The 22,489-nt window shown below is 62.4% G+C and carries 21 protein-coding genes; 12 read left to right on the top strand and 9 right to left on the bottom strand.

The genetic code is table 11. The features are described from left to right. Positions 1-2: 2 nt before the first annotated feature. The 6 genes from RRH01S_RS30700 to RRH01S_RS30725 form a co-directional block, all read right to left on the bottom strand. Entirely contained in the window at positions 3-1,208 is a 1,206-nt protein-coding gene (locus tag RRH01S_RS30700) for a CaiB/BaiF CoA transferase family protein (RefSeq protein WP_042476929.1), read from the bottom strand. A gap of 16 nt (positions 1,209-1,224) precedes the next feature. Next, complete coding sequence (locus RRH01S_RS30705; RefSeq protein WP_042476931.1) at positions 1,225-2,775, bottom strand: HAL/PAL/TAL family ammonia-lyase; 1,551 nt, start codon at positions 2,773-2,775, stop codon at positions 1,225-1,227. Positions 2,776-2,889: 114 nt separating this feature from the next. Then, positions 2,890-3,804 carry an ABC transporter substrate-binding protein gene (locus RRH01S_RS30710; protein ID WP_007697403.1) on the bottom strand — a complete coding sequence of 305 codons (915 nt, stop codon included), beginning with the start codon at positions 3,802-3,804 and terminating at the stop codon, positions 2,890-2,892. Positions 3,805-3,827: 23 nt separating this feature from the next. After that, positions 3,828-4,541, bottom strand: coding sequence for an ABC transporter permease (locus tag RRH01S_RS30715; RefSeq protein ID WP_042476933.1), 714 nt, complete (start codon positions 4,539-4,541; stop codon positions 3,828-3,830). 4 nt (positions 4,542-4,545) lie between these two features. Beyond that, the gene (locus RRH01S_RS30720) at positions 4,546-5,190 is read right to left on the bottom strand and encodes an ABC transporter permease (protein ID WP_007697385.1); all 645 of its coding nucleotides are present in this window, start codon (positions 5,188-5,190) and stop codon (positions 4,546-4,548) included. Beyond that, positions 5,180-6,307 carry an ABC transporter ATP-binding protein gene (locus RRH01S_RS30725; RefSeq protein ID WP_042476936.1) on the bottom strand — a complete coding sequence of 376 codons (1,128 nt, stop codon included), beginning with the start codon at positions 6,305-6,307 and terminating at the stop codon, positions 5,180-5,182. The genes RRH01S_RS30720 and RRH01S_RS30725 overlap by 11 nt, the downstream gene beginning before the upstream one ends. A gap of 394 nt (positions 6,308-6,701) precedes the next feature. Here RRH01S_RS30725 and RRH01S_RS30730 point away from each other — a divergent pair, with 394 nt between their 5' ends. From RRH01S_RS30730 to RRH01S_RS30780, 11 genes are all read left to right on the top strand, one after another. After that, positions 6,702-8,258: an acyl CoA:acetate/3-ketoacid CoA transferase gene (locus RRH01S_RS30730; RefSeq protein WP_042476938.1), complete on the top strand. Its 1,557-nt coding sequence runs from the start codon at positions 6,702-6,704 to the stop codon at positions 8,256-8,258. After that, the gene (locus tag RRH01S_RS30735) at positions 8,248-9,048 is read left to right on the top strand and encodes an SDR family NAD(P)-dependent oxidoreductase (protein ID WP_042476941.1); all 801 of its coding nucleotides are present in this window, start codon (positions 8,248-8,250) and stop codon (positions 9,046-9,048) included. The genes RRH01S_RS30730 and RRH01S_RS30735 overlap by 11 nt, the downstream gene beginning before the upstream one ends. 2 nt (positions 9,049-9,050) lie before the next feature. Next, positions 9,051-9,902 carry a MaoC family dehydratase gene (locus RRH01S_RS30740; protein ID WP_042476942.1) on the top strand — a complete coding sequence of 284 codons (852 nt, stop codon included), beginning with the start codon at positions 9,051-9,053 and terminating at the stop codon, positions 9,900-9,902. Continuing rightward, positions 9,899-10,669, top strand: coding sequence for a histidine utilization transcriptional repressor HutC (gene hutC / locus RRH01S_RS30745; protein ID WP_007697368.1), 771 nt, complete (start codon positions 9,899-9,901; stop codon positions 10,667-10,669). Before RRH01S_RS30740 ends, hutC begins: the two co-directional genes overlap by 4 nt. Next, positions 10,666-12,165: an HAL/PAL/TAL family ammonia-lyase gene (locus RRH01S_RS30750; protein ID WP_042476945.1), complete on the top strand. Its 1,500-nt coding sequence runs from the start codon at positions 10,666-10,668 to the stop codon at positions 12,163-12,165. Before hutC ends, RRH01S_RS30750 begins: the two co-directional genes overlap by 4 nt. A gap of 83 nt (positions 12,166-12,248) precedes the next feature. Beyond that, positions 12,249-13,136, top strand: a complete 888-nt coding sequence (locus RRH01S_RS30755; RefSeq protein ID WP_042476947.1) for a glycine betaine ABC transporter substrate-binding protein — start codon at positions 12,249-12,251, stop codon at positions 13,134-13,136. A 111-nt stretch (positions 13,137-13,247) separates the two neighbouring features. Beyond that, positions 13,248-14,252 carry an ornithine cyclodeaminase family protein gene (locus RRH01S_RS30760; protein ID WP_042476950.1) on the top strand — a complete coding sequence of 335 codons (1,005 nt, stop codon included), beginning with the start codon at positions 13,248-13,250 and terminating at the stop codon, positions 14,250-14,252. A gap of 6 nt (positions 14,253-14,258) precedes the next feature. Beyond that, entirely contained in the window at positions 14,259-15,071 is an 813-nt protein-coding gene (locus RRH01S_RS30765; RefSeq protein ID WP_042476953.1) for a phosphate/phosphite/phosphonate ABC transporter substrate-binding protein, read from the top strand. A 43-nt stretch (positions 15,072-15,114) separates the two neighbouring features. After that, a complete protein-coding gene (locus RRH01S_RS30770) occupies positions 15,115-15,738 on the top strand; it encodes an ABC transporter permease (protein WP_034517040.1) in 624 nt (207 codons plus the stop codon). Between the two features lie 5 nt (positions 15,739-15,743). Further along, positions 15,744-16,379: an ABC transporter permease gene (locus RRH01S_RS30775; RefSeq protein ID WP_042476960.1), complete on the top strand. Its 636-nt coding sequence runs from the start codon at positions 15,744-15,746 to the stop codon at positions 16,377-16,379. 18 nt (positions 16,380-16,397) lie between these two features. Next, entirely contained in the window at positions 16,398-17,336 is a 939-nt protein-coding gene (locus tag RRH01S_RS30780; protein WP_042476963.1) for an ABC transporter ATP-binding protein, read from the top strand. Positions 17,337-17,399: 63 nt separating this feature from the next. Here RRH01S_RS30780 and RRH01S_RS30785 read toward each other — a convergent pair whose 3' ends face one another. From RRH01S_RS30785 to RRH01S_RS30795, 3 genes are all read right to left on the bottom strand, one after another. Further along, a complete protein-coding gene (locus tag RRH01S_RS30785) occupies positions 17,400-17,690 on the bottom strand; it encodes a type II toxin-antitoxin system RelE/ParE family toxin (RefSeq protein ID WP_039974438.1) in 291 nt (96 codons plus the stop codon). Continuing rightward, positions 17,683-17,943, bottom strand: a complete 261-nt coding sequence (locus tag RRH01S_RS30790; protein ID WP_007697343.1) for a type II toxin-antitoxin system ParD family antitoxin — start codon at positions 17,941-17,943, stop codon at positions 17,683-17,685. Before RRH01S_RS30790 ends, RRH01S_RS30785 begins: the two co-directional genes overlap by 8 nt. Positions 17,944-18,085: 142 nt before the next feature. Continuing rightward, positions 18,086-19,870, bottom strand: a complete 1,785-nt coding sequence (locus RRH01S_RS30795) for a trimethylamine N-oxide permease (protein ID WP_042476966.1) — start codon at positions 19,868-19,870, stop codon at positions 18,086-18,088. A 245-nt stretch (positions 19,871-20,115) separates the two neighbouring features. Here RRH01S_RS30795 and RRH01S_RS30800 point away from each other — a divergent pair, with 245 nt between their 5' ends. Next, positions 20,116-22,485, top strand: a complete 2,370-nt coding sequence (locus tag RRH01S_RS30800) for a trimethylamine N-oxide demethylase (RefSeq protein ID WP_042476971.1) — start codon at positions 20,116-20,118, stop codon at positions 22,483-22,485. Positions 22,486-22,489: the final 4 nt, after the last annotated feature.

Below are 22,489 nucleotides of genomic sequence, written 5' to 3' on the forward strand. Positions count from 1 at the left end.
GGTCAGATGACTCCCCGCAGCCGGAGATTTTCGATATCGGGGCCGTCCAGCCCCAGCTCATCGCTCAAAACCGCATCCGTATGTTGCCCCAGGGTCGGCGCGACATAATCGCCACCCGAAGCAATGCCGCTGAAACGGACCGGCTGCGGCATGACCTGGAATTCACCGGCATTGCGATGCTGCACGGTATGCAACAGCTGGCGGTGCTGCGCATGCGGCGTGGCAAGCGCCTGGGCGAGATCGTAGATCGGCGCGGCCGGGACACCCGCCTCGTCGAGCAGCTGCGTCACCTCCTCCGTCGAGCGGGTGCGCGTCCAGCCCTCGATGATGGCTCTCAGCTCCTCCTGATGGCTCTGCCGATCGGGGTCCGTCTTGAAGCGGGGATCCGCGGTCAGGCCCGGATTGCCGAGCGCGCGCGCCAGTCGGGCAAAGAGCGCATCATTGGCAACGGCGATGACAACATAGCCATCGGTCGCCTGATAGGAATCCATCGGCGCACTGATCGGATGCGCGTTGCCGACGCGGCCGGGTGCGCCTCTGCCGCCTGTAATCTGTGACAGTGAGACCATCTGCAGGGACATGATGGAATCGAGCATGGCGACATCGACATGCTGGCCCTTGCCGGTGCGATCGCGCTGAAGCAGCGCCGCAAGCGCGCCCCAGGAGCCGTAGATGCCGGCGACAACATCGCCGATCGCATCGCCCACGCGCGTCGGCGGCCCATCCGGCCAGCCGGTGACGGTCATGATACCGCCCATCGCCTGGACGACGTGATCGTAGGCGGCGCGATGGGCAAGCGGCCCGTCCTGACCGAAACCGGAAATGCTGACATAGATCAGGCGCGGATTGAGCGCTTTCACGCTTTCGAAATCGATGCCCAAACGCGCCGTGACACCCGGCCGGAAATTCTCGACAAGAATATCGGCCTGCTTGATCAGTCCGAGCAGCAGTTCGCGGCCCTCATCCGATTTCAGATCGAGCGTGACGCTCTTCTTGCCGCGATTGACCAGCATGAAATAGCTGCTCTCGCCGCCGACATGCGGGGAAAAGGCGCGGGAATCGTCGCCATGATCGGGAATTTCGATCTTGGTCACCGTCGCGCCGAGATCGCCCAGCATGGCCGAGCACAGAGGCCCCGCAAGCACGCGCGCCAGATCCAGCACCTTTATTCCATCCAGCGGCCGTACGGCCTGCGTTGCTTCGGTCACGGAAGTCTCCAAGCTCTTAAATGTTGACTGCGAGGGCACGGTCGACGGCCCTCCCGATGGTGCCGTTGTCGATGATGTCACGGACGGCCTGCAGTTCCGGATACATGGCGCGGTCGCTGTCGCGCGGCGGAACGACATGCCGGATCGCGTCATAAGCCGCACCCGTACCCTTCCCCGGCCGTAACGGCCGGTGGAATTCCAACCCCTGCGCAGCACAGATCAGCTCGATCGTCAGGATATCGGCGAGATTGTCGGCCGCAGTGCGCGCCTGCATTGCGGCGGAGACGCCCATGCTCACATGGTCTTCCTGACTGGCACAGGTGGTCACCGTATGGACCGAAGCCGGTGCCGCAAGGCTGCGATTGTCGCCGGCAATGGCCGCCGCCGCATAGGGCGGGATCATGAAGCCGGAATTGGCGCCGCTCGCGCCCATGAGGAAAGGCGGCAGCTCGCTGATATGGCCATTGGTCAGGCGATCCGACCTTGCCTGCGACATGGTGCTCACATGGGCAATGGCGATCGCCAGCACATCCAGCACGAGCGCCGTCGGCGCACCATGGCCATTGCCGCCGGGCAGAGGCACAAGTTCATCGTCTTCGATGACAAAAACGGGATTGTCTGTCACCGAATTGATCTCGATGGCCAGGACATCCCGGCAATAGGCGAGCGCGTCGCGCACACCGCCATGGACCTGCGGAATGCAGCGCAGGCTGAGTGCGTCCTGAAGGCGATGATCGCGATGCTTCTCCAGTACCTCGCTACCCGAGAGAAGGCTTCGCAGCCGGCTCGCCGTCTCGGCCTGGCCGGGATGCGGCCGCATCCGCTGAAGACGCTCGTCATAGCCCCGGCTGTTGCCCTTCAATGCCTCCAGGCTCATGGCGCCGGCGATATCGGCGATCGCCACCAGTTGCTCGGCCTGATGGATGGCGAGTGCACCGATGCCGGTAATCTCATAGGTGCCGCTGATCAGCGCATGCCCTTCGCGTGGGCCGGGAGCCTTGACGGCAATACCGGCGCGGGTCATCGCCTCGCGTCCGGAAAGCAGCTCGCCTTCGTACCAGGCGCGGCCCTCGCCGAAAATGACGAGACCGATATGCGAGGTGGCGATCAGATAGCCGACCGAACCTTTCGCAGGCGACCAGGGAATGACGCCGCGGTTGAGCATCTCGCTCATGGTCTCCACAAGTCCGGCGCTGACGCCGCTGCAACCCTGCAAGAGCGCCTTGATCATGGTCGCCATGATGGCGCGCACGGCCGGCGGATCAAGCGGCGTGCCCATGCCGCTCGCATGACTGAGCAGCGTGTTGAGCTGCATCTGGGACATGTCCTCGGGCTTGAGCTTGACGGTATAGAGGTCACCAACCCCGGTCGTCAGACCATAGATCGGCACGTTATTCTTGATCGCCTTGAGGAGATGTTGCTGGACCCTGCTCATGCCGGCGATGGCGTCGGGGCAAAGTGCGACCTTTGCTCCCATCGCGATCGCTGCGATCTCCTCGATCGCGGTCGGTGCGGTGCCGAGCGTGACGGTGGTGGAGGCGTGTGACGATTGATCGCTATGTTCCATTTCCGCCCTCCCTGGACGGATGCCAACCTTCTCCGTCTGGAGACAAGCGGCCTCTCTACTTCCCTCTATCCAGGTGCCGGCGGCCGAACATGGGCTCGGCCGCCGTGATATCGATTAGTTCAGCTTGTTTTTCGTCAGCCAATCGCCGGCAACGGTGTCGAAGCTTTCCTGATTGGCGAGGCGACCGTTCATCTCGATCAGATCCTCGGTCGTCAGTGCGGCGGAGACGGCGTTGAGCGTCGCGGTGACCTTGTCGCTGACCTTGCTGGTGGCGATGATCGGCAGGATGTTCTGCGCCGGGAACAGGTTCTTCGTGTCCTTCAGCGCGACGAGCTTGCTCGCCTTCATCGCCGGATCGGTCGAGGTCATGTCAGCCGCATGGACCTGACCATTGGTCAGAGCCGAAAGGGTGAGCGGACCAGCGACATCAAGGGTTTTGAAATCCTTGAATACCAGGCCGTAGACGTCCTTCAGGCCGACAACGCCTTCCTTGCGCGTCTTCCATTCCGGCGGACCACCGAGGATGAGTTCACCGGCGACCGGCTTCAGATCCTCGATCGACGTCAGGGAGTATTTCTTTGCGGTTTCCTCGGTGACGGCAAGCACGTCCGAATCCTGGGCATCGGATGCCGTCAGCATCGACACGCCCTTCGGCAGCACCTTGCCGAGCGCCTCGACGACATCCTTCGGGGCATGCGCAGTCGCGTTCTTGTCGAGGTAGCTCAGCGTCGCGCCGGCATATTCGGGAAGAAGGTCGATCGAACCGTCGAGCAGCGCCGGCATGTAGACTTCGCGGCTGCCGATATTGAGCTTCGTGTCCACCTTCATGCCCTTGGCGGCCAGCGCCAGGGCATAGATCTTGGCAAGGAGCTGGCTTTCCGGGAAGTCCGCGGATCCGACGATAATCGTATCCGCATCCGAGCGTGGCGTGCTCGAGGACAAGGGGTCTTCGGCCCGCGCGAGCGGAGCGACCGCAAGAAGGGCAGAAATGGCAATGGCGCCGATTGCAAGCATGTTTCGCTTTATCATTATCGTTCTTCCTAGCTGTTCCGTTATTTTCCGTTTGCAAGCTGGCGCCGGGTGGCGGCGCCCTTCACAGTCCGGCGCGTCAAGCCGGGCGAGACTGCGATCCTGGATGCGAGGCCAAAGAACAGGTCGACGATCAGGGCGAGAACACCCACGAGAACGGCGCCGGCGGCCATCTGCATGTAGTCGTTTTGGGCACGGCCATCGATGATGAGCCGGCCGAGGCCGCCAAGCGAGACGTAGGCGGCGATTGTCGCTGTCGAAATCACCTGCAGGGCCGCGCTGCGGAAGCCCGAAAAGATCAGCGGCAATGCACAGGGAAGCTCGACGGTGAGCAGCAAGGCGAGCGGCCGGTAACCCATGCCCCTGGCCGCATCGACGGCAGCCGCATCCACCGAGGTGATTCCGGAATAGGCGCCCATCATGATCGGCGGCACCGCAATCAGCACCAGGACGGCGATGCTCGGCACCAGATAGGCCAGATCCGTTTTGAAATAAGGCCCGACGAGGATGACAAGCAGGACGATCAGGCCGAGGCTCGGCAAGGCGCGCGTGGCATTGGCAAGGCCGGCGATCAGGAAGGTCCCCTTGCCGGTATGCCCGACATAGAGGCCGGCAGGCAGGCCGATGAGCGCCGCGATGAAAAGAGAGATGAAGCTATATTGCAGGTGCTGGGCGAGAAGGTTCGGGATGCCTTCCGAGCCTTGCCACTGCGCTGGATTGAGAAACCATTCGATCATGAGCTCACACCTTTCTCGGACGCCAGGGCGTCAGCCAGCGATTGAGCAGGATGACGAGACCATCGAGGACGACAGCCAGCAGCAGGCAGAGCACGATGCCGGCGATCAGCGGCGTGACGAACCGGAGTTGAAGACCTTGCGTGAACAACAGCCCAAGCTGCGGTGTCCCGATCAAGGCAGCGACGGAAACGATGCTGACATTGGAGACGAGCGCCACACGCAGACCCGCCGCGATGACCGGCACGGCGATGGGTAGCTCGACCAGGAAAAATCGCTGTAGGGACCGATATCCCATGGCGGTGGCGGCCTGCAGCGTATCCGGGGGCACGGCGCCGAGGCCATCACTGACGGTGCGTACAAGCAGGGCCAGCGAATAGACCGTCAATGCCACGACCACATTGAGCGGATCGAGGATTTTCGTGTGGAGCACCAGAGGCAGAAGGACGAAGAGCGCGAGCGACGGGATGGTGTAGAGCAGGCCCGCGACCCCGAGGATCGCCGACTTGAACAGCCCGCTCTTATGCGCCAGCCATCCAAGCGGCAGCGAAAGGATGAGAGCGGCGATAACGGGAATGACGGAAAGGCCGACATGCCACCAGAACAGGTTGGCAATATTCCCGGACTCGCGCAGCAGCCAGTCAAACCGCATGGTCCGCTCCCTTCACCGGAGCCACCGGATCTTCCGATCCGTCCAGCAGCGCAACCAGATCCGCGACCCCGATGCAGCCCATCAGCTGACCCTTGTCGTCGACGACGACGCCGCGCCGGCTTGGCGAGCTCAAAGCCGCATCGAGAAGCTGTCGCAGTGAGCCGTCGGCCGAGGCGAGCGTGCCGCTAAGATTGAGGTCGCCCATCCGGATTGGCCCCTTGAGGCTTGCCGGTTCCGTCCAGCCAAGCGGCTCTCCGCGCTCGTTGGTGACCAGCAGCCAGCGATCCTTGGCGGCGCCTCGCGCTGCTTCCGGCGCATCGCCGAGCCGCACGGTCGGCTCGGTCTTGACAGATAGCCGGCCATTGGCGCCGACGAAGCCCAGGAAACGATAACCCCGGTCGCGGCCGACGAAATTGGCGACGAAGGCATCGGCCGGTTTCGTCAGCAACTCCTGTGGCGTCGCGATCTGCGCAAGCTCGCCGCCGACGCGCAGGACCGCGACCTGATCGCCAAGCTTAAGCGCCTCATCGATATCATGGGTGACCATGATGATGGTCTTGCCCATCTCTCGTTGAAGACGCAGGAACTCGTCCTGCAGCTGCGTGCGGACAATGGGATCGACCGCACTGAAGGGCTCGTCCATCAGCATGAATTTGGGGTTGGAGGCGAGCGCGCGCGCCACGCCGACGCGCTGCTGCTGGCCGCCCGAAAGCTGCCAAGGATAGCGATCCGCAAAGCTTTCCGAAAGACCGACACGCTCGAGCAATTCCAGCGCGATCGCGCGGGCCTGCTTTTTCGGCGTGCCGTTCAGCCTGGCGGTCGTCGCGACATTGTCGATGATCGTCCGGTGCGGGAAGAGGCCGGCATGCTGAATGACATAGCCGATCCGACGCCGAAGCACCGCTTCGTCCATCCGCGACGTCGGCTCGTCGCCCAGTCGGATCGTTCCCGAGCTCGGAGCCACGAGACGATTGATCATGCGCAGCGATGTCGTCTTGCCACACCCGGACGGGCCGACAAGCACCGTCAATTTACCGGTCGGCGCCGTGAACGACAGTTCGTTCACCGCCACAACATCGCCGTGATAGCGCTTCGTCACATTTTCGAAAGTGATCAACCTGGCTCACCCATTCTTGTTCCACCTGTATATACAGGTTACACGAAACCAATGGCCGCGCAACTGGGATGGCAAAAATTTTAGCCGGACTAGTGGCCTGCCCATTTAATATGCAAAAACCTGCATTTAAATGTCTCGCGTTGCGAACGCGCGCTGAACACCGCGCCGCATTGCCGGACCTGAAATCCTCAGCCTTACAACTTGATAAAAACCATCGATTTGATTAGTAACGACATATGCAAGGGTAAAGCCCCAGCCCGCGAGCTCCAGAAAACGGCGCGCCACGCCGGTTTTCGCGATCAACTGCTAATTTTTTAATCAGCATCGATTATTGCCTTGCAAACGCTCATTCGCTATGCCTGTATATACAGCCAACCCTTAAATGGATGCGTTTATGCAGATCATCACTTCGAATGAAGCGGCGGCTCTTTTGAAAGACGGCATGACCGTCGCCGCTTCCGCTTTTGGAGGATGCTGCCATCCCGAGGCCATTTCAGCCGCCGTCGAGGAGCGCTACCTGGCGGAAGGCACTCCCCGTGATCTTACGCTCCTGTTTGCCGCCAGCGCCGGCGACCGCAAGACGCGCGGCATGGGCCATTTCGGATATGAAGGCCTCGTCAAGCGCGTCATCGCCGGCGGCTGGCGCGGCACTCCGCGGCTCGGCGAACTCGCACTGGCAGAAAAGATCGATGCCTATTGCTGGCCGCAGGGCGTGATCGCCCAGCTCTATCGCGCCATCGCCAGCGGCCAACCCGGTGTTGTCACCCATATCGGCCTCGGCTCCTTCATGGATCCGCTGCATGGCGGTGGCCGGCTGAATGAAAGCACGACGACGGAGCTTGTGGAGCGGGTTACCTTGCGCGGCCGCGACTGGCTGCTCTATCCCTCGATGCCGCTCGATTGCGTTCTTCTGCGCGGCACGACCGCCGACGAGGACGGTAATATCACGATGGAGGACGAAGCCTTTCCGGTCGATGTTCTCGCCATGGCGCAGGCCGGCCGGAATTCTGGCGGCATCGTTATTGTTCAGGTCAAGCGCATCGCCGAACGCGGCTCGCTACGCGCCGCCGATGTACGCATTCCGGGCATGCTGGTGGATTACGTGGTGGTCTGCAACGATCCCGCCCAGCATGGCGTCAGCTTCGGCGAGACCGATAATATCGCCTATACCGGCCGCTTCCGGGCCGCAGCCGGCCAATTGCCACCACTGCCGCTTTCCGTCGACAAGGTGATCCAACGCCGCGCCTTCCGGGAACTTCTCGGCCGCGCCCAAGCGACGATCAATCTCGGCATCGGCATCGCGGCGGGGATCGGCCGCATCGCCAGCGAAGAAGCCTATGACGACTATACCGTCACCATCGAATCCGGCGTTATCGGCGGCATTCCGGCCGAGGAGCTTTCCTTCGGCGCGGCGGTCAATCCGAGCGCCATCATTGCGCAGGCTTCCCAGTTCGATTTTTACGACGGCGGTGGCCTCGATGTCGCTTTCCTAGGGATGGCGGAGGTTGATGTTCGCGGCGCGGTGAATGTCAGCCGCTTCGGCAAGTCCATCGTCGGCGTCGGCGGCTTCACCAATATTTCCCAGACCGCCGGCACCGTCGTCTATATGGGCTCGTTCTCACATGGCGGCGCCGATATCCGGGTCGAGGATGGGAAGCTCTCGATCATGGCGGACGGCCGTTCCTGCAAGATCGTCGAGAAGGTGGCGCAAGTAAGCTCCGATCCCGGTGCCGCTCCGCAAGGCCAGAAGCAGATCGTCATCACCGAACGCGCCGTTTTTCACGTCATCGACAGCCGGCTGACACTGACGGAGATCGCGCCCGGCATCGATACGAAAGCGCATGTCATCGACCGTCTGCCGTCGGGCGTTGCCATCGCCGACAAGCTCGGACAGATGGACACCCGCCTCTTCCGTCAATCCGCCATGAAGGATTCCGGCCATGAAGATTGATGGCTCCGTCGTCATCGTCACGGGATCAGCGACCGGCGTCGGCGCTGCCTGCGTCCGCATGTTTGCTGAAAAGGGCGCAAGAGTCGTCGTCAACTACAGCCGCAGCCGCGACGAGGCAGAAGAAACGGCCGCCGCCTGCAAGGCGCTCGGCACCGAGGTCGAGCTCGTTCAGGCCGACGTATCGGACGATGCCGCCTGCCGCGCGATGGTGGCCAGGGCCGTGGAGCGCTGGGGCCGGCTCGATGCGCTGGTCAACAATGCCGCTATTACCGTCAAATCCGATCCCTTCGATCTAGAAACGCTTTCGGCGGAGGATTTCCAGAAGGTGTTCGGCGTCAATGTTGTCGGCGCCTACCAGATGTGCCGCGCCGCCATTCCGGCCATGCGCGCAACCGGCGCCGGCGCGATCGTCAACGTCTCCTCGAATGTCGCCTTTACCGGTGGCGGCACCTCGCTTGCCTACACCGCATCCAAGGGCGCGCTCAACGCGCTGACCATGGCGCTCGCCCGCACCTGCGGCCCGGAGATCCGCGTTAACGCCGTCTGCCCCGGCGTCATCGATACCCGCTGGATGCGCCAGACGCTGGGAACCGACGCCTATGATGCGCTCGCCGCGCGCTTTTCCGGCACAGCACCGCTCGGACGTGTCGCAATACCCGAAGATGTCGCCGGCGCGGTTGTCTGGCTAGTCGAAGGTGCGGAGTTCGTCACCGGCGAATTGCTCTCCGTCGATGGCGGCATTCGCCTAGCGGGCGGCGTGCGCAAACCTACCGCCAAGTCGGGAGCGTGACCATGACCGTCTCGCTGCAAGCGCTCATGGATTTTCCCATTCCGGAAGCCCGGCAGACGGTAACGGCGCGCGACGCCATTCTCTACGCGCTGACCGTCGGCTATGGCGCCGCCCCTCTCGATCCGGCGCATCTGCAGCGGCTGCAGGAGCATGATCTGCGCCCCACGCCGACGCTCGCCAACGTCGTTGCCCATGCCGGCTCCTGGATGAAGGACGCGGGCGTCAACTGGCAGCGCCTCGTTCACTCCGAGCATCGGCTGACGATCCATCGTCCGCTTCCCCTCGACATCCCGCTCAAATCGCGCTCACGCATGCTGTCGGTCGTGGATCGCGGGCCGGAAAAAGGCATGTTCGCGACGTTCGAGCGAACGATCCTCACCCAAGCGGAGGAGACGCCGGTCGCAACCATCGTGCAGACGAATGCCTGTCGCGACGACGGCGGATGCGGATCGGCGGGAACGCCGCCGGAACCGCTGGCGCCCCTGCCCGACCGCAAGCCGGATGCGAACCTGGTAATCGTCGTGCCCGAGGATGCCGCTCTTCTCTACCGCTTGAACGGCGATCTCAACCCGCTTCATTCCGATCCGGACTATGCGGCCCTGGCGGGCTTCAAGCGCCCGATCCTGCATGGTCTGTGCACTTTCGGCCATGCGGGCTATGCGATCGGGAAAACTTTGGGCACGAATGACATCGCGGATGTCGGCTTCATCGCCGCCCGCTTCACCGCCGTTGTCTTTCCCGGCGACCGGCTGGAATTCGATATTTGGCGAGAAAGCCAAGACATACGCTTCCGGGCTCGAGTGCCCGCGCGTGCTGTCACGGCGCTCGATTATGGAACTGCGAGGTTGGCATGACTGGACCGAAACCCAAACCGGCGGGCGATGCGCCGCATTATCTGCGCATCAAGGAAAAGATCATGGGTTTGATCGCCGAAGGCACGCTCAAGCCGGGCGATCGTGTCTTTTCCGAAAGCGAGCTGGTCTCGTCCTTCGGCGTCAGCCGCATGACCGCCAACCGAGCACTGCGCGAACTGATGTTCGAAGGCGTGCTGACGCGCTCCGCTGGCCTCGGCACCTTTGTTTCCTCGCAGCGTCACGATATCGATCTGCTGCAGATCAAGAACATCGCCGAGGAGATTTCCAGCCGCGGCCATCGCCATACCGCCAAGGTGCTGATTGCCGACCGCATCAAGGCGGACGCCAGCGTCGCCCAGTCGCTCGATCTCGAGCCCGGTATCGAAGTCATGCATACGCTGATCGTGCATCTGGAAGACAATCAGCCGATCCAGGTCGAGGAACGCTATGTCAATCCGGTCGTGGCACCCGATTATCTCACCAATGATTTCAACGAGATCACTCCGAACGAATATCTGACCCGGGTGGCACCGATCACCGAATTCGAGCATTTCGTCGAGGCGATGAAGCCGGATGCAACGGTGAGGAAACTGCTCGGCATGAAGCCAGATCAGCCTTGCCTCAGGGTCTTCCGCCGCACATGGTCCGGCGATGCCGTCGTCACCTGCGCGCTGCTCTCCTATCCCGGCGACAAGTACCGGCTGGAAGCGCGCTCGGGCAAGGGACGGGCAAAGCCGCTCGCTCTTCTGGAGGGCAGGCAGGGATGACCACCGCCGGCAACATCGTCTCCTTCACGGGAGCAGCTCCGACGGTGAGCGACATCGCCGCCATTGCGAGGCGGAATGCCCGGGTGACGATTTCCTCCGATGTCGAAGATAAGATCCTTGCCGCGCGCGCCATCGTCGATCGCTACACGGCATCCGACATGCCCGTCTACGGCCTGACAACCGGGCTCGGCGCGGGCGTCGATACGCGCCTGGCGACCGACGATCTTGTGGCCTTCCAACTGCGCGTGCCGCAAGCGCGGGCCGTCGGCGTCGGGGCTCCCCTTCCGCGAGACGTCGTGCGCGCAATGATGGCCGTCCGTATCGCCGGAATGGCGGCTGGCGGCTCCGGCGTGTCGCTGCCGGTATTTTCGGGTCTCGTCGCGGCATTGAATGCCGGTTTCCATCCGGTCGTGCCTTCTCTCGGCTCGATCGGTGCCGCCGACCTTGCGCCGCTGGCGCATATGGGCAGAGCGCTTCTGGGCGACGGCGAAGCGGAAATCGGTGGCGCTGTCATGGCAGCCGGCGAGGCGCTGATGACAGCCGGGCTCGAACCGCTTCGTCTTGCGCCGAAGGACGGACATGCGATTGTCGTCGCCAACAGCCTGTCCGTCGGCAAGGCCTGCCTCTGCCTTGAAGATATCGAACAGCTGTTCACCTGGTCGCTTGCCGCCGTCGCTCTGAATTTCGAGGCTTTCCGCGCCAATGTGACCGCCTTCGATGACCGGGCGCTGGCGGCACGGCCGGCCTTCGGCCAGCGCGAGGCGGCCGCTCGGCTTCGTGATCTGCTGACCGGAAGCTCCCTGCTGGCCGATGGCGCGGCGCGGCGGCTGCAGGATCCCTTGAGCTACCGCTGCGCGCCGCAGGTCTCGGGCGCCCTCCTCCATGCGATCGACGAGTCGCGTCAGATAACGGAGATCGAGATTGCCAGCTCCGGCGACAATCCCGTCGTGCTGATCGACGAAGGCCTGATGCTGTCGCACGGCAATTTCGACATGACCGCCTTCGTGCTGGCATGGGAACGGCTCGGTCAGGCACTGGCGCATTGCGCCGCGGGGACCGCCTATCGCACGATGAAGATCATGTCGGCCGGCATGTCGGACCTGCCGCGCTTCCTGACGCCGCTTGGCCAGAGCCGCACCGGGTTTGCCACGGTCCAGAAAACCGTCTCGGCGCTCGAGGCGGAAATTCGCCATTTCGCCGCGCCGATCTCGCTCACGCCCATACCAGTCGCCGATGGCGTCGAGGATCAGGCATCGATGGCGCCGAGCGTCCTTGCAAAGACCGAAGCGATCATCGAGCGGCTACGCTATCTCGTTGCCATCGAGCTGATCGCCTCCGCCCAGGCCGTGGAGCTGCGCGGCGTGGAAAACGAACTTGGGACAGGTACGCGGGATGTCTATCGGCAAATTCGCGAACAGGTGCCACCGCTCAGCGAGGATCGCGCCCAGGGTCCGGACTTCCAACGCATATCCGAACTGATCCGGAACTCCGCCTGACAGGGCGGGAATTGAAAAAACCAAAACTGATTTTGCTGCAGCATCAATATTGATCCACCGCATTTAACCAGAGGGGAATGAAGATGAAATTATCGATCCTGTCCGCCATCGCAGCCGCTGTGATGGTCACCTCCGCCTTCCAGCCCGCCGCCGCAGCGGAGCCCATCAAGGTCGGCAGCAAGAATTTCACCGAGCAATATATCCTCGCCGAAATGTACGCGGCTCTTCTCGAAAAGGCCGGCTTCCAGGTCGAGCGCAAGATCAATCTCGGCGGCACGATGATTGCCCAACAGGCGCTGACCACAGGCGCAATCGACCTCTATCCCGAATATACCGGCACGGCGCTTTCCGCCGTCGTCAAGGGAACGATGTCCACCGATCCGGACAAGGTCTATAATGAGGTCAAGGATTTCTACGCCAAGCAGTTCAATCTCACCTGGCTGAAGCCGACCGGCATCAACAATGGCTATGTCATCGTCGTGCGCCAGGAAACAGCCGATGCCGACAAGCTGAAGACGCTGTCCGACCTCGCCAAGGTATCGGGCACGTTGATCTTCGGCGGCGGCGCTGAATTTCCCGACCGCGCAGACGGTTTGCCCGGTCTGAAGCGCGTCTACAGCGCGGAATTCAAGGAATTCAAACAGTTCGCCAAGCTCGGTCTGCGTTATGACGCGCTTGGCCAAAAAGACATCGACGTCGTCAATGGCGCCGCCACCGACTGGCAGATCGGCGCAAAGGGACTGGTCGCGCTTGACGACGACAAGGGGCTCTTCCCGCCCTATTATCTCGCCCCCGTCGTCCGCCAACAGGCACTGGATGCCAATCCGAAAATGAAGGACGTGCTGGAAGCGCTCGGCTCCCACCTCGACAACGCGACGATGCGCGTCCTCAACGCCAAGGTCGAGAACGACCACGAAGAACCCAAGGACGTGGCCGAAGCCTTCCTGAAGGAAAAGGGTCTGCTTCCCTGATCGTCTCGGAGCGCGACGGAATTTAAGCCCGCCGCGCTCCCTTCCGGCACCATCGCCGGCAATTTGCAGCAATCGATGTGACCGCCAGCGGCGGTATCCTGGAGAACGGGAATGCAGGAAATCTGGATCGACTATCTGAACGCCATCGATGCCAAGGCACTGGCGCTGACCAATGACGAAATCCTCGGTGCCGTCAGCAAGGCGCTGGATGCACAGGGACGCGGCGAGACGGTGATCGAGCCGCGCGTGCATCTCGTGCCCGAAAGCTCCGACAAGGGGCATTTCAACGTGCTGCGCGGCTATGTGAAATCGCTCGGCTATGCCGGCGTCAAAGTGGTCGGCGATTTCGTCGACAACTACAAGCAGGGCCTGCCGTCGGAACTGGCGGTGCTCAACCTTTTCGATCCGCATACCGGCGTGCCGAAGGCGATCGTCGACGCCACCGCGATCACCGATATGCGTACCGGCGCGGTCACCGCCATCGGCGCACGCCATCTGGCCCGCAAGGACAGCAAGGTGCTTGGCCATATCGGCGCGCGCGGCACCGCCTACTGGAATGTGCGCCTGCTCGACCATCTCTTCGATTTCGAGGAAATCCGCATCCATTCCCGCCGCCCCGAAAGCCGCGACGCCTTCGCCACCCGGCTGGAACAGGATCTCGGCAAGAAGATCATCGTTACCGATAATTGGGAAGACTGCCTGAAGGACGCCGATATCATGGTGGAGGCGAGCCGCCTGCCGGAACCGACGCCGCTCTTCAAAACCTCCTGGGTCAAGAAGGGCGCTTTCGTCGTTCCCTACGGCACGATGAGCGCGCTGGAATTCGATCTGACCGACATCATGGACAAGGTCGTCGTTGACGATTGGGGTCAGTGCGGCCCCGGCCGGCCCTATGGCGCATTGCGCCGGCATGTGGACGAGGGCAAGGTGACGGCGGAAACGCTGCATGCCGAAATCGGCCAGATCGTTTGCGGTGCAAAGCCCGGCCGCGAGAGCGACGACGAAACCATCCTCTTCTGGCATCGCGGCCTCAGCACGACCGATGTCGCGCTCGGAGCGGCCATGGTCGACAAGGCCAAGCGGATGAATATCGGCCAGCGCCTGCGGTTTGCGTGACCGGCCATGACCACCTCCCCGCCGATCGCCTGCTCGCGAATGTATAATCTCAGCCCGAAGATAACCGGGCTCTGGGACGACTTTTTTACGTGGCTCGGTGCGCAATCCGGCGTCAAGCTTGAGGTGATCCCGCACGCTGCTCCAGCGCCTCTTTCCGCGCTCTGGGAGCGGCCGGATATGGGCGTCGTCTTCATGTGCGGCTTCCCGTTCTCAAAGCTTGCCGCCGAACAGCGGCCGATACCGCTCGTGGCACCTATCTCGCTCGCGAATTGGGCAGCCAGCCAGCCGGTTTATGCAAGCCATATCGTCGCCGGCAGGGACACGGCCTTCGAAAGTGCCGACCTTGCAACGGCACGCTGGGGCTGGACGGTGCGGGATTCGCAGTCCGGCTACAATGCACCGAGAGAGTTTGTCGCAACGCAGCCCTATGCAACAGAAGTGCGCGACACGGTCGGCCCGCTTCTCAACCCGCGCGGCGTCGTGGAAGCGATCCGCAGCGGCACGATCGATGTTGGGGCGATCGATGCCTATGCCTATCAACTGCTGGACATGCACGAGCCGGAGATGATCGCGCCGCTTCGCATCGTCGCGACGACCAAGCCCGCACCCTTCCCGCTGCTTGTAGCCTCCCGGCAGTTGCCGCCGGACACGGTTCTGGCGCTCAAGCATGCGCTTCTTCACGCGCATCGGACCGACGAAGGGCAAGCCATCCTTACCTCGCTAGGCCTCGCCGCTTTCGCGGAGCCGGATATGGCGGCGTACGATCGGATGCCGGCAAGAGCGCGGGATACCGACGAAGCCCTGGGAGCGTCATGGTGAAACCAAGACAAGCCCGCCATCGCTCCAACAAAGGACCCTGCCGATGAAGTGGGTTCCGAAGAATATCGATCGGCTGGCCGAAGCCCTGCTGGAACATCTCTACCTCGTCTTCTCGTCAGTCGGGATCGCGCTGATCATCTCGCTGATCGTCGGCATATGGGCGGCGCGCAAGCCCCGCACCTTCAGCGCCATCGTCATCGTGGCCGGCGTCCTCTTCGCCGTGCCGAGCCTTGCGCTTTTCGCCCTGCTCATTCCGACCCTCGGCATCGGCGCGGCACCCGCCATCACCGGCCTTGCGGCCTATTCGCTGATGATCCTCATCCGCAATATCGGGCTCGGCTTCCAGGCCATCCCCCGTGACGTCTTGGATGCCGCGCACGGCATGGGATACGGGACCATCAGGCGCATCTGGGAGATCGAGCTGCCGCTCGCCATGCCCTTCATCGTCGGCGGCATCCGCATCGCCATGGTTACGGTGATCGGCATTGCCACCGTTGCGGCCTATATCAATGCCGGCGGCCTCGGCGTGATCATCTTCGAGGGCATCGACCAGCGTTTTCCGGAAAAGATCCTCGCCGGCGGCCTGCTCACCTCGGCGCTGGCGCTTTTCACCGACTATCTCTTCGCAGCGATCGAAAAGATGCTGCGCCGTCGCAGCGGGAGGTAGACAGAATGATCCTGATCGACGCCTTCCACTGGATCGCCAGCAATCCCGGCACCTTCTTCAGCGCCTTCAACCGCCACATGCTGATGTGTGCGATCTCGCTCGGCATCGCGCTGGTCATTGCCATTCCCCTTGGCTTCCTCGTCGCCAGAATGCCCCGCGCCGCCTTCGTCGCCGTCAACATAGCCGGTTCGCTGCGCTCCATTCCAAGCCTGGCGATCCTCTCGGCGGCCATGCCCTTCCTCGGCATAGGCCTCCTGCCCTCGGTCATCGCGCTTGTCGTGCTGGCGGTGCCGCCGCTCCTGCTCAACACGATCGTCGGCATCCGCGAAATCGACCCCGCCCTTCTTGATGCCGCCAGCGGCATGGGCATGGGACGCCGTGACATCCTCTGGCAGATCGAAGCGCCGCTTTCGGTACCCTCGATCCTCGCCGGCGTTCGCACCAGCGCCATCCAGGTGATCGGCGGCGCGGCCCTTGCCTCCTTCATCGGCGGCGGCGGGCTCGGTGATTTCATCAATGCCGGCATCGCCATCATGAACATGCCGCGCCTGCTGGTCGGCGCACTTCCCATCGCCCTTCTCGCCATCCTCGCCGAACTCACCTTCGGCTGGCTGGAGCGATTTTTCACTCAAAGACGATGACCGCGGAAGACCATTGCCATGATACGACTCGACCATGTCACCAAGAACTATGAGGGAAGCGAGCGCCACGCCGTCGACACCCTCGAGCTTGAGATCGAAACGGGCACGACCGTCGCGCTGATCGGCCCCTCGGGCTGCGGCAAGACGACGACCATGCGAATGATCAACCGGCTGGAAACGCCGACGCGCGGCCGCGTGCTGGTCAATGGACGGGATGTGGCGGAGACCGATCAGAAGCAGCTTCGCCGCAGCATCGGCTACGTCATCCAGCAGGTCGGGCTTTTCCCGCATATGACGATCGAGCGCAATGTCGCGACGGTGCCGCGCCTGCTCGGCTGGGACAAGGCAAGGACGGACCGCCGCATCGACGAGCTTCTTGATCTGGTCGGCCTCGATCCGGCGATCATGCGCCGCCGCCTGCCGCACGAGCTTTCCGGCGGACAGCGGCAGCGGGTCGGCTTTGCCCGAGCGCTCGCCGCCGATCCCGCCATCATGCTGATGGACGAGCCCTTCGGCGCGATCGACCCCATCACCCGCGTGCGGCTGCAGGACGAATTCCGGCAGATTCTGAAAAAAGTCAGCAAGACTGTGGTCATCGTCACCCACGACATCGACGAGGCGATCAAGATGGGCGACCGCGTCGCTATCATGCGCGACGGCCGCCTGCTGCAATATGATACGCCGGAAGCGATCCTCGCCCGTCCCGCCAACAACTTCGTGGAAAGCTTCCTCGGACCGGACCGGGCAATCAAGCGCCTGAGCCTGATCGAGGTGGCAAGCGTCATGGCGCCGCCCGCAACTGAGGTTTCCGCTGTCTCCATCGGCCCCAGTGCCAGTCTCCATGATGCGCTGGCGCTGATCCTTGCCGATGACCTGCAGGGTCTCGATGTCAAGGCGGAGAGCGGTGAGAGAGTTGGGTATCTGTCGCGCGAGGCGGTGCTTTCCGCACATCGGTAGGATGCAATTTTCCGAGCTGCGCAGACTTGCTCTCAGTCCCGACATCAGGCACCGAAGCGTGTCTCAGCTCAACCAGTTTTCAACGTCGCGCGGCCCATAGACGACCGCAACGACAAAGATCCCGTAAGTCATCGGCTCGTAGATGACGACATAACGCCCCTCAATGAGGATTCGCGCTGTGGGGCTCAATTCCGGCCGACGAGACCCCATGAGAGGCTGTCCTGCCGCAAGCTCGGCCTTGTCCAAAATCCGCGTGAGAAGGGCATCCGCTGCCCGTTCATTGTCCGGCGCGATTGTACACCATATCTGGCGCAGATCTTCCTCTGCCTTGGGGCTTAGAATGTATTTAGCCACCGCGACGGATTTCCGCCTTCAACTCCGCCAGAAGGGTTTTGGCATCGACCTCACGGCCTTCGCCACTTGCCATGCCCTCGTCATATGCTCTCTTGAGACGGTTGATTTCCAAGAGACGAATTTCTTCGCGTTGCTCCCATAAACGCAGGGCATCCCGAACCACCTCGCTATTGGAGGCATAAGCTCCGGATTCAACAGCATCGTGCAAACGCGCCACCTGCTGAGGAGAGAGAGAGATAGTGAGGGTTCTCATTGGCTCGGTTTTCATCGTCTATTTATAACAGCCCTAACAAGAACTAACAATATCGCATAGTGCGCCTGCGCGCACTGCCAACAAAATAAATCCCTGCCGCGTCAGCCGCGGCAGGGGAAATGTCGGCACCGCTTGGTTCGGCCTACGCCGGCAGCTGGAAGAACCAGTTGGCGAACAGCACGATGGCAAGGCCGCCGGCGATTGCCAGGTAGGGCAGGATGCCCGCCTTCTTGACGCCGAGATCCTGGCCGACCAGGCCGAGATCGTCCATGGCGCCGGCCGGGAACTTGCCGCCGTCGCGCACATAGTGCCGATAGGCGAAGACCGGCAGGATCAGGGCCGCAAAGGCGAAGCCGACCCAAAGCGCGTTAGCGTAGCCCCAGACCTTGGCGCCGGCGCCGAGGAAGAGGGCGTTGACGAAGGCGAGGATGGTGTTGAGGCCGATCAGCCAAGTCGGCGCCTTCCACGGACGCTCGATATGGCCGGAGTCCATGCGGTGGATCCAGCCGGAGTTCAGGTTCAAGAAGTTGAAGATGATGTAGCCGACATTGGAGACGGCCAGCACGAAGAAGTAGCCGCTTGCATCCGAGGCGATCGCAAGAAGGCAGAGATTGAAGGCGAAGTCCGTCCACATCGCCCGGGTCGGGGCGCCGTTCTCGTTGACGTGGTCGAGATATTTCGGCAGCCAGCCGTCCTTCGAACCCTGATAGAGCGTGCGGGACGAACCGGCCATTGCCGTCATGATGGCGAGGAAGAGTGCCAAGATCATCAGGATGACGAGAAGCTGGGTGACGATGCGGCCGGCGCCGATCAGGCCGCCGAGCGCTTCGGCGACTCCAGTACCATCGACGATGCCGGGCGCCAGCATGCCGGCATGACCGAGCACGCCCTGGAAGGCGAAGGGCACGAGGAAGAAGAACAGGCAGCAGACGAGGCCGGAATAGAAGATCGCCTTAAACGTGTCGGTCTTCGGATTCTTGAGCTCGCGGGTATAGCAGACGGCTGTTTCGAAGCCGTAGGTCGACCACGCCGCGATATAGAGGCCGCCGAGGAAGAGCGTCCAGCCGCCATTGCTCCATGTGCCGTCGGTGGCGGCATAGGCTGCTGTCGGCGGAACGAGGCCGGTGACGTTGGAGGTAAGGATCTGGCCGCTGACGATCGGATAGAGACCGATAATCAACAGCGGCACGAGAACGATGATCGCCAGCCATTTCTGGACGCTCGCCGTTTCCGAGATGCCGCGATGCTGGATCGCGAAGATGATCAGCATCAGGATGCCGCCAATGAAGAAGGTGGCATTGACGTTGGCGGTCGCAAGGAACGGAATATTGAAGCTGACGAGCGACCAGCTGCGGATCGCCGGCGTTAGTGCAGCAACACCGTCGGCGCTGAGCAGCGCGGTAACGGCATCCGCCGGCGCGGTGCCGGCATGGGCGGCGATGTATTCGGCAACGCGCGGGCTATCGGCCGCGATGGATGTGGCATGAGCGCTGATCCAGGCGACAACAGCCTGCGAATCCGCCGCCGGGATCGGGTAGAAGGCGTTGAGAATATAACCGGCCGCGATGGCGCAGCCGAGGGAAAGCACCGGCGACCAGGCAAACCAGTTGCACCAGACGGAAAGCGGCGCGATGAATTTCGAATAACGCAGCCATGCGGTCGCGCCGTAAACCGAGGCACCCCCGGACTTGTTGCCGAACATGCCGGCGATTTCCGCGTAGGTGAAGGATTGCAGGAAACCCATGACCATCGAAATGATCCAGACGGCGAAGGCAAGCTTGCCCGTCGTGCCGGCAATACCGCCGATGGAGAAAAGAACAAGCGGCGGCACGCCCGCAGCCACCCAGAACGCGCCCTTCCAGTCGAGCGCGCGTATAAGCTTACCTTCGGTGCCAGCAGGAGCGCTGGCGTCCACAATATCCGTCATCGGTGCAGTTCCCCATTTATTGTTCCGGACGTATCTGTCGTACGTCTCCCTGAACGTGCCTCCCATGGCATTTCAGGCCCGCCGGTGGTTTTGAAGATCCGTGTTTCCTGCACGGATTTCCGAGTCTAGGCCCTTTATAGATAGTGAAGATATTTTCTTTTTAGTCAATATCCCTTTACTTTCGGAAGGCATTTTGTCAGCATGATTCGAGTGCCGGGAGGCACAACGTTTCCCGAGAGGGCTGCATGCGAGATCTCCATCCGACGACTGCCGGAGTGCGGCCCGTTTCGGCCAGCATCATCCGCTATCCCGGCATTCCGGCGCTGCCGCCGAATACCGAGCGCTACCGCTGCAAGGGCGGCGGATCGCTGGTCGTGCGCGTCGAGCCAGGCGACCATATCACCGTAACCGACAGCGAAGGCGGGCAGGCCTGCGAGCTGTCCTTCCTTGACGAGAAAGGACGGTTTCAATCGGCAGGCCTCGGTACGGCTTTCAGTGGTCATGCGGATGGCCTCAAATCCATTCTGTCCTCCGAGGAGGAAGGCGCCCAGCGCACGCGCGCCGTCTTGCAGCGGCGTGGTGCCGATCTCGCCAAGGCCGGCGCTGTCAGCCTCTTCGGAGCAGCATCGACGCCCGGCAGCACGGCTGAATTCACCATCGCGCTCAAAGGCCTGCTGATTGTCGCCGCTCCGGGCGACGCCATGTCGCCGGAGGCACAAGAAACCGTCACGCCGATCGAAGTCAGGATCCGGCGCAGCCAACTCATTCGCGACTATGCCTCCGCCCTGCCGGAGCCCCTGGCCGACCCGATCGAGGATATCCGCATCAGGGCTGCGACGGCGTCTGCCTATTTCGTCCGCGCCGGCGAGTTTATCCAGATCATCGACGTCTACGGCCGGCAATGCACCGACTTCCAGGCATTTGCCGCCCGCAAGGTGGACAAGGGGCTCGATCTCGCGCTCGATTCCACCGTCACACGCACCCTGCTCGGCCGCAGCTATCCCGCGCCCGGCCTGCCGTCGAAAGCCTTCGACCGCGATTTCGAGCCGCTGGTGGAGGTCGTCCAGGATACGGTCGGTCGCCACGATGCCTTCGCGACCGCCTGCAATTCGCGCTACTACGACGACATGGGCTATCCCGGCCATGTGAATTGCACCGACAATTTCAACGCGGCGCTGGCGCCCTACGGCATTGCCGGCCGCAAGGGATGGGAAGCGCTAAACTATTTCTACAACACCAATATCGACCACAATAATCAGCTCTATCTCGATGAGCCCTGGTCGCGGCCGGGCGACTATGTGCTGATGCGGGCGTTGACCGATCTCGTCTGTGTCTCCTCCTCCTGCCCCGACGACATCGACGCGGCGAACGGCTGGGACCCGACGGATATCCACGTCCGCACCTTTTCCGGAAAAGAGAAATTCACACGAGCGGTAGCCTATCGCATGACCCCTGAAGCCGACGCCGAACTGACGCGCGAAACCGCGTTCCACCCCCGCCTCTCTGCTCTCACGCGGGACTACACCGAATATCGCGGCTTTTGGCTGCCGAACCGCTTTTCCTCCGAAGGGCCGGTCGAGGAATATTGGGCCTGCCGCGAAAGAGCGGTCGTCATCGACCTTTCGCCGCTTCGCAAGTTCGAGGTGACGGGACCGGATGCCGAGGAATTGCTGCAATATTGCCTGACCCGCGACGTCCGCAAGCTGTCGACCGGCCAGGTCGTCTATTCCGCCATGTGCTATGAAAACGGTGGGATGATCGACGACGGCACGCTTTTCCGCCTCGGCGACAAGAATTTCCGCTGGATCGGCGGCGACGACTATAGCGGCATCTGGCTGCGCGAACAGGCGGAGAAGAAGGGCTTCAAGGCCTGGGTCCGCTCATCGACCGACCAGATGCACAATATCGCTCTCCAGGGTCCGAAAAGCCGCGATATCCTGAAGGAGATCATCTGGACGGCACCGCGCCAGCCGACGATCGGCGAGCTCGAATGGTTCCGCTTCGCCGTCGGACGCATTGGTGGCTTCGAAGGCGCACCCGTGGTCGTCTCGCGCACGGGCTATACCGGCGAACTCGGCTATGAGATCTTCTGTCATCCGAAGGATGCGGCTGCTGTCTTCGACGCCGTCTGGGAGGCCGGAGAACCCCATGGGTTGAAACCGATGGGGCTCGAAGCGCTGGATATGGTCCGCATCGAGGCGGGCCTGATCTTCGCCCATCACGAGTTCACCGACCAAACCGATCCCTTCGAGGCCGGCATCGGCTTCACCGTGCCGTTGAAATCCAAGCAGGATGATTTCATTGGCCGCGAGGCGCTGATCCGCCGCAAGGAAAACCCGCGTCATCTGATGGTCGGCCTCGACGTCCAGGCCAATGAAGCAGTCGGCCATGGCGACTGCATCCATATCGGCCGCGCGCAGGTCGGCGTCATCACCAGCGCCACGCGCTCACCGATCCTCGGCAAGACCATCGCGCTCGCCCGTATCGATGTTCAGCATGCGGGTGTCGGCAATAAAGTCGAGATCGGCAAGCTCGACGGCCACCAGAAGCGTTTGCCGGCTGTCATCGTGCCGCTGTCGCATTACGACCCGCAAAAGACGCGGCCGCGTTCGTAATCTA

It is taken from the genome of Rhizobium rhizogenes NBRC 13257 (assembly GCF_000696095.1).
Classification (GTDB): domain Bacteria; phylum Pseudomonadota; class Alphaproteobacteria; order Rhizobiales; family Rhizobiaceae; genus Rhizobium; species Rhizobium rhizogenes.

Coding starts and splice junctions, on each gene's coding strand:
- RRH01S_RS30770 (WP_034517040.1), top strand. CDS start 15,115: ATGAAGTGGGTTCCGAAGAATATCGATCGGCTGGCCGAAGCCCTGCTG.
- RRH01S_RS30740 (WP_042476942.1), top strand. CDS start 9,051: ATGACCGTCTCGCTGCAAGCGCTCATGGATTTTCCCATTCCGGAAGCC.
- RRH01S_RS30735 (WP_042476941.1), top strand. CDS start 8,248: ATGAAGATTGATGGCTCCGTCGTCATCGTCACGGGATCAGCGACCGGC.
- hutC (WP_007697368.1), top strand. CDS start 9,899: ATGACTGGACCGAAACCCAAACCGGCGGGCGATGCGCCGCATTATCTG.
- RRH01S_RS30750 (WP_042476945.1), top strand. CDS start 10,666: ATGACCACCGCCGGCAACATCGTCTCCTTCACGGGAGCAGCTCCGACG.
- RRH01S_RS30790 (WP_007697343.1), bottom strand. CDS start 17,943: ATGAGAACCCTCACTATCTCTCTCTCTCCTCAGCAGGTGGCGCGTTTG.
- RRH01S_RS30775 (WP_042476960.1), top strand. CDS start 15,744: ATGATCCTGATCGACGCCTTCCACTGGATCGCCAGCAATCCCGGCACC.
- RRH01S_RS30710 (WP_007697403.1), bottom strand. CDS start 3,804: ATGATAAAGCGAAACATGCTTGCAATCGGCGCCATTGCCATTTCTGCC.
- RRH01S_RS30705 (WP_042476931.1), bottom strand. CDS start 2,775: ATGGAACATAGCGATCAATCGTCACACGCCTCCACCACCGTCACGCTC.
- RRH01S_RS30715 (WP_042476933.1), bottom strand. CDS start 4,541: ATGATCGAATGGTTTCTCAATCCAGCGCAGTGGCAAGGCTCGGAAGGC.
- RRH01S_RS30765 (WP_042476953.1), top strand. CDS start 14,259: ATGACCACCTCCCCGCCGATCGCCTGCTCGCGAATGTATAATCTCAGC.
- RRH01S_RS30780 (WP_042476963.1), top strand. CDS start 16,398: ATGATACGACTCGACCATGTCACCAAGAACTATGAGGGAAGCGAGCGC.
- RRH01S_RS30800 (WP_042476971.1), top strand. CDS start 20,116: ATGCGAGATCTCCATCCGACGACTGCCGGAGTGCGGCCCGTTTCGGCC.
- RRH01S_RS30755 (WP_042476947.1), top strand. CDS start 12,249: ATGAAATTATCGATCCTGTCCGCCATCGCAGCCGCTGTGATGGTCACC.
- RRH01S_RS30760 (WP_042476950.1), top strand. CDS start 13,248: ATGCAGGAAATCTGGATCGACTATCTGAACGCCATCGATGCCAAGGCA.
- RRH01S_RS30795 (WP_042476966.1), bottom strand. CDS start 19,870: ATGACGGATATTGTGGACGCCAGCGCTCCTGCTGGCACCGAAGGTAAG.
- RRH01S_RS30720 (WP_007697385.1), bottom strand. CDS start 5,190: ATGCGGTTTGACTGGCTGCTGCGCGAGTCCGGGAATATTGCCAACCTG.
- RRH01S_RS30730 (WP_042476938.1), top strand. CDS start 6,702: ATGCAGATCATCACTTCGAATGAAGCGGCGGCTCTTTTGAAAGACGGC.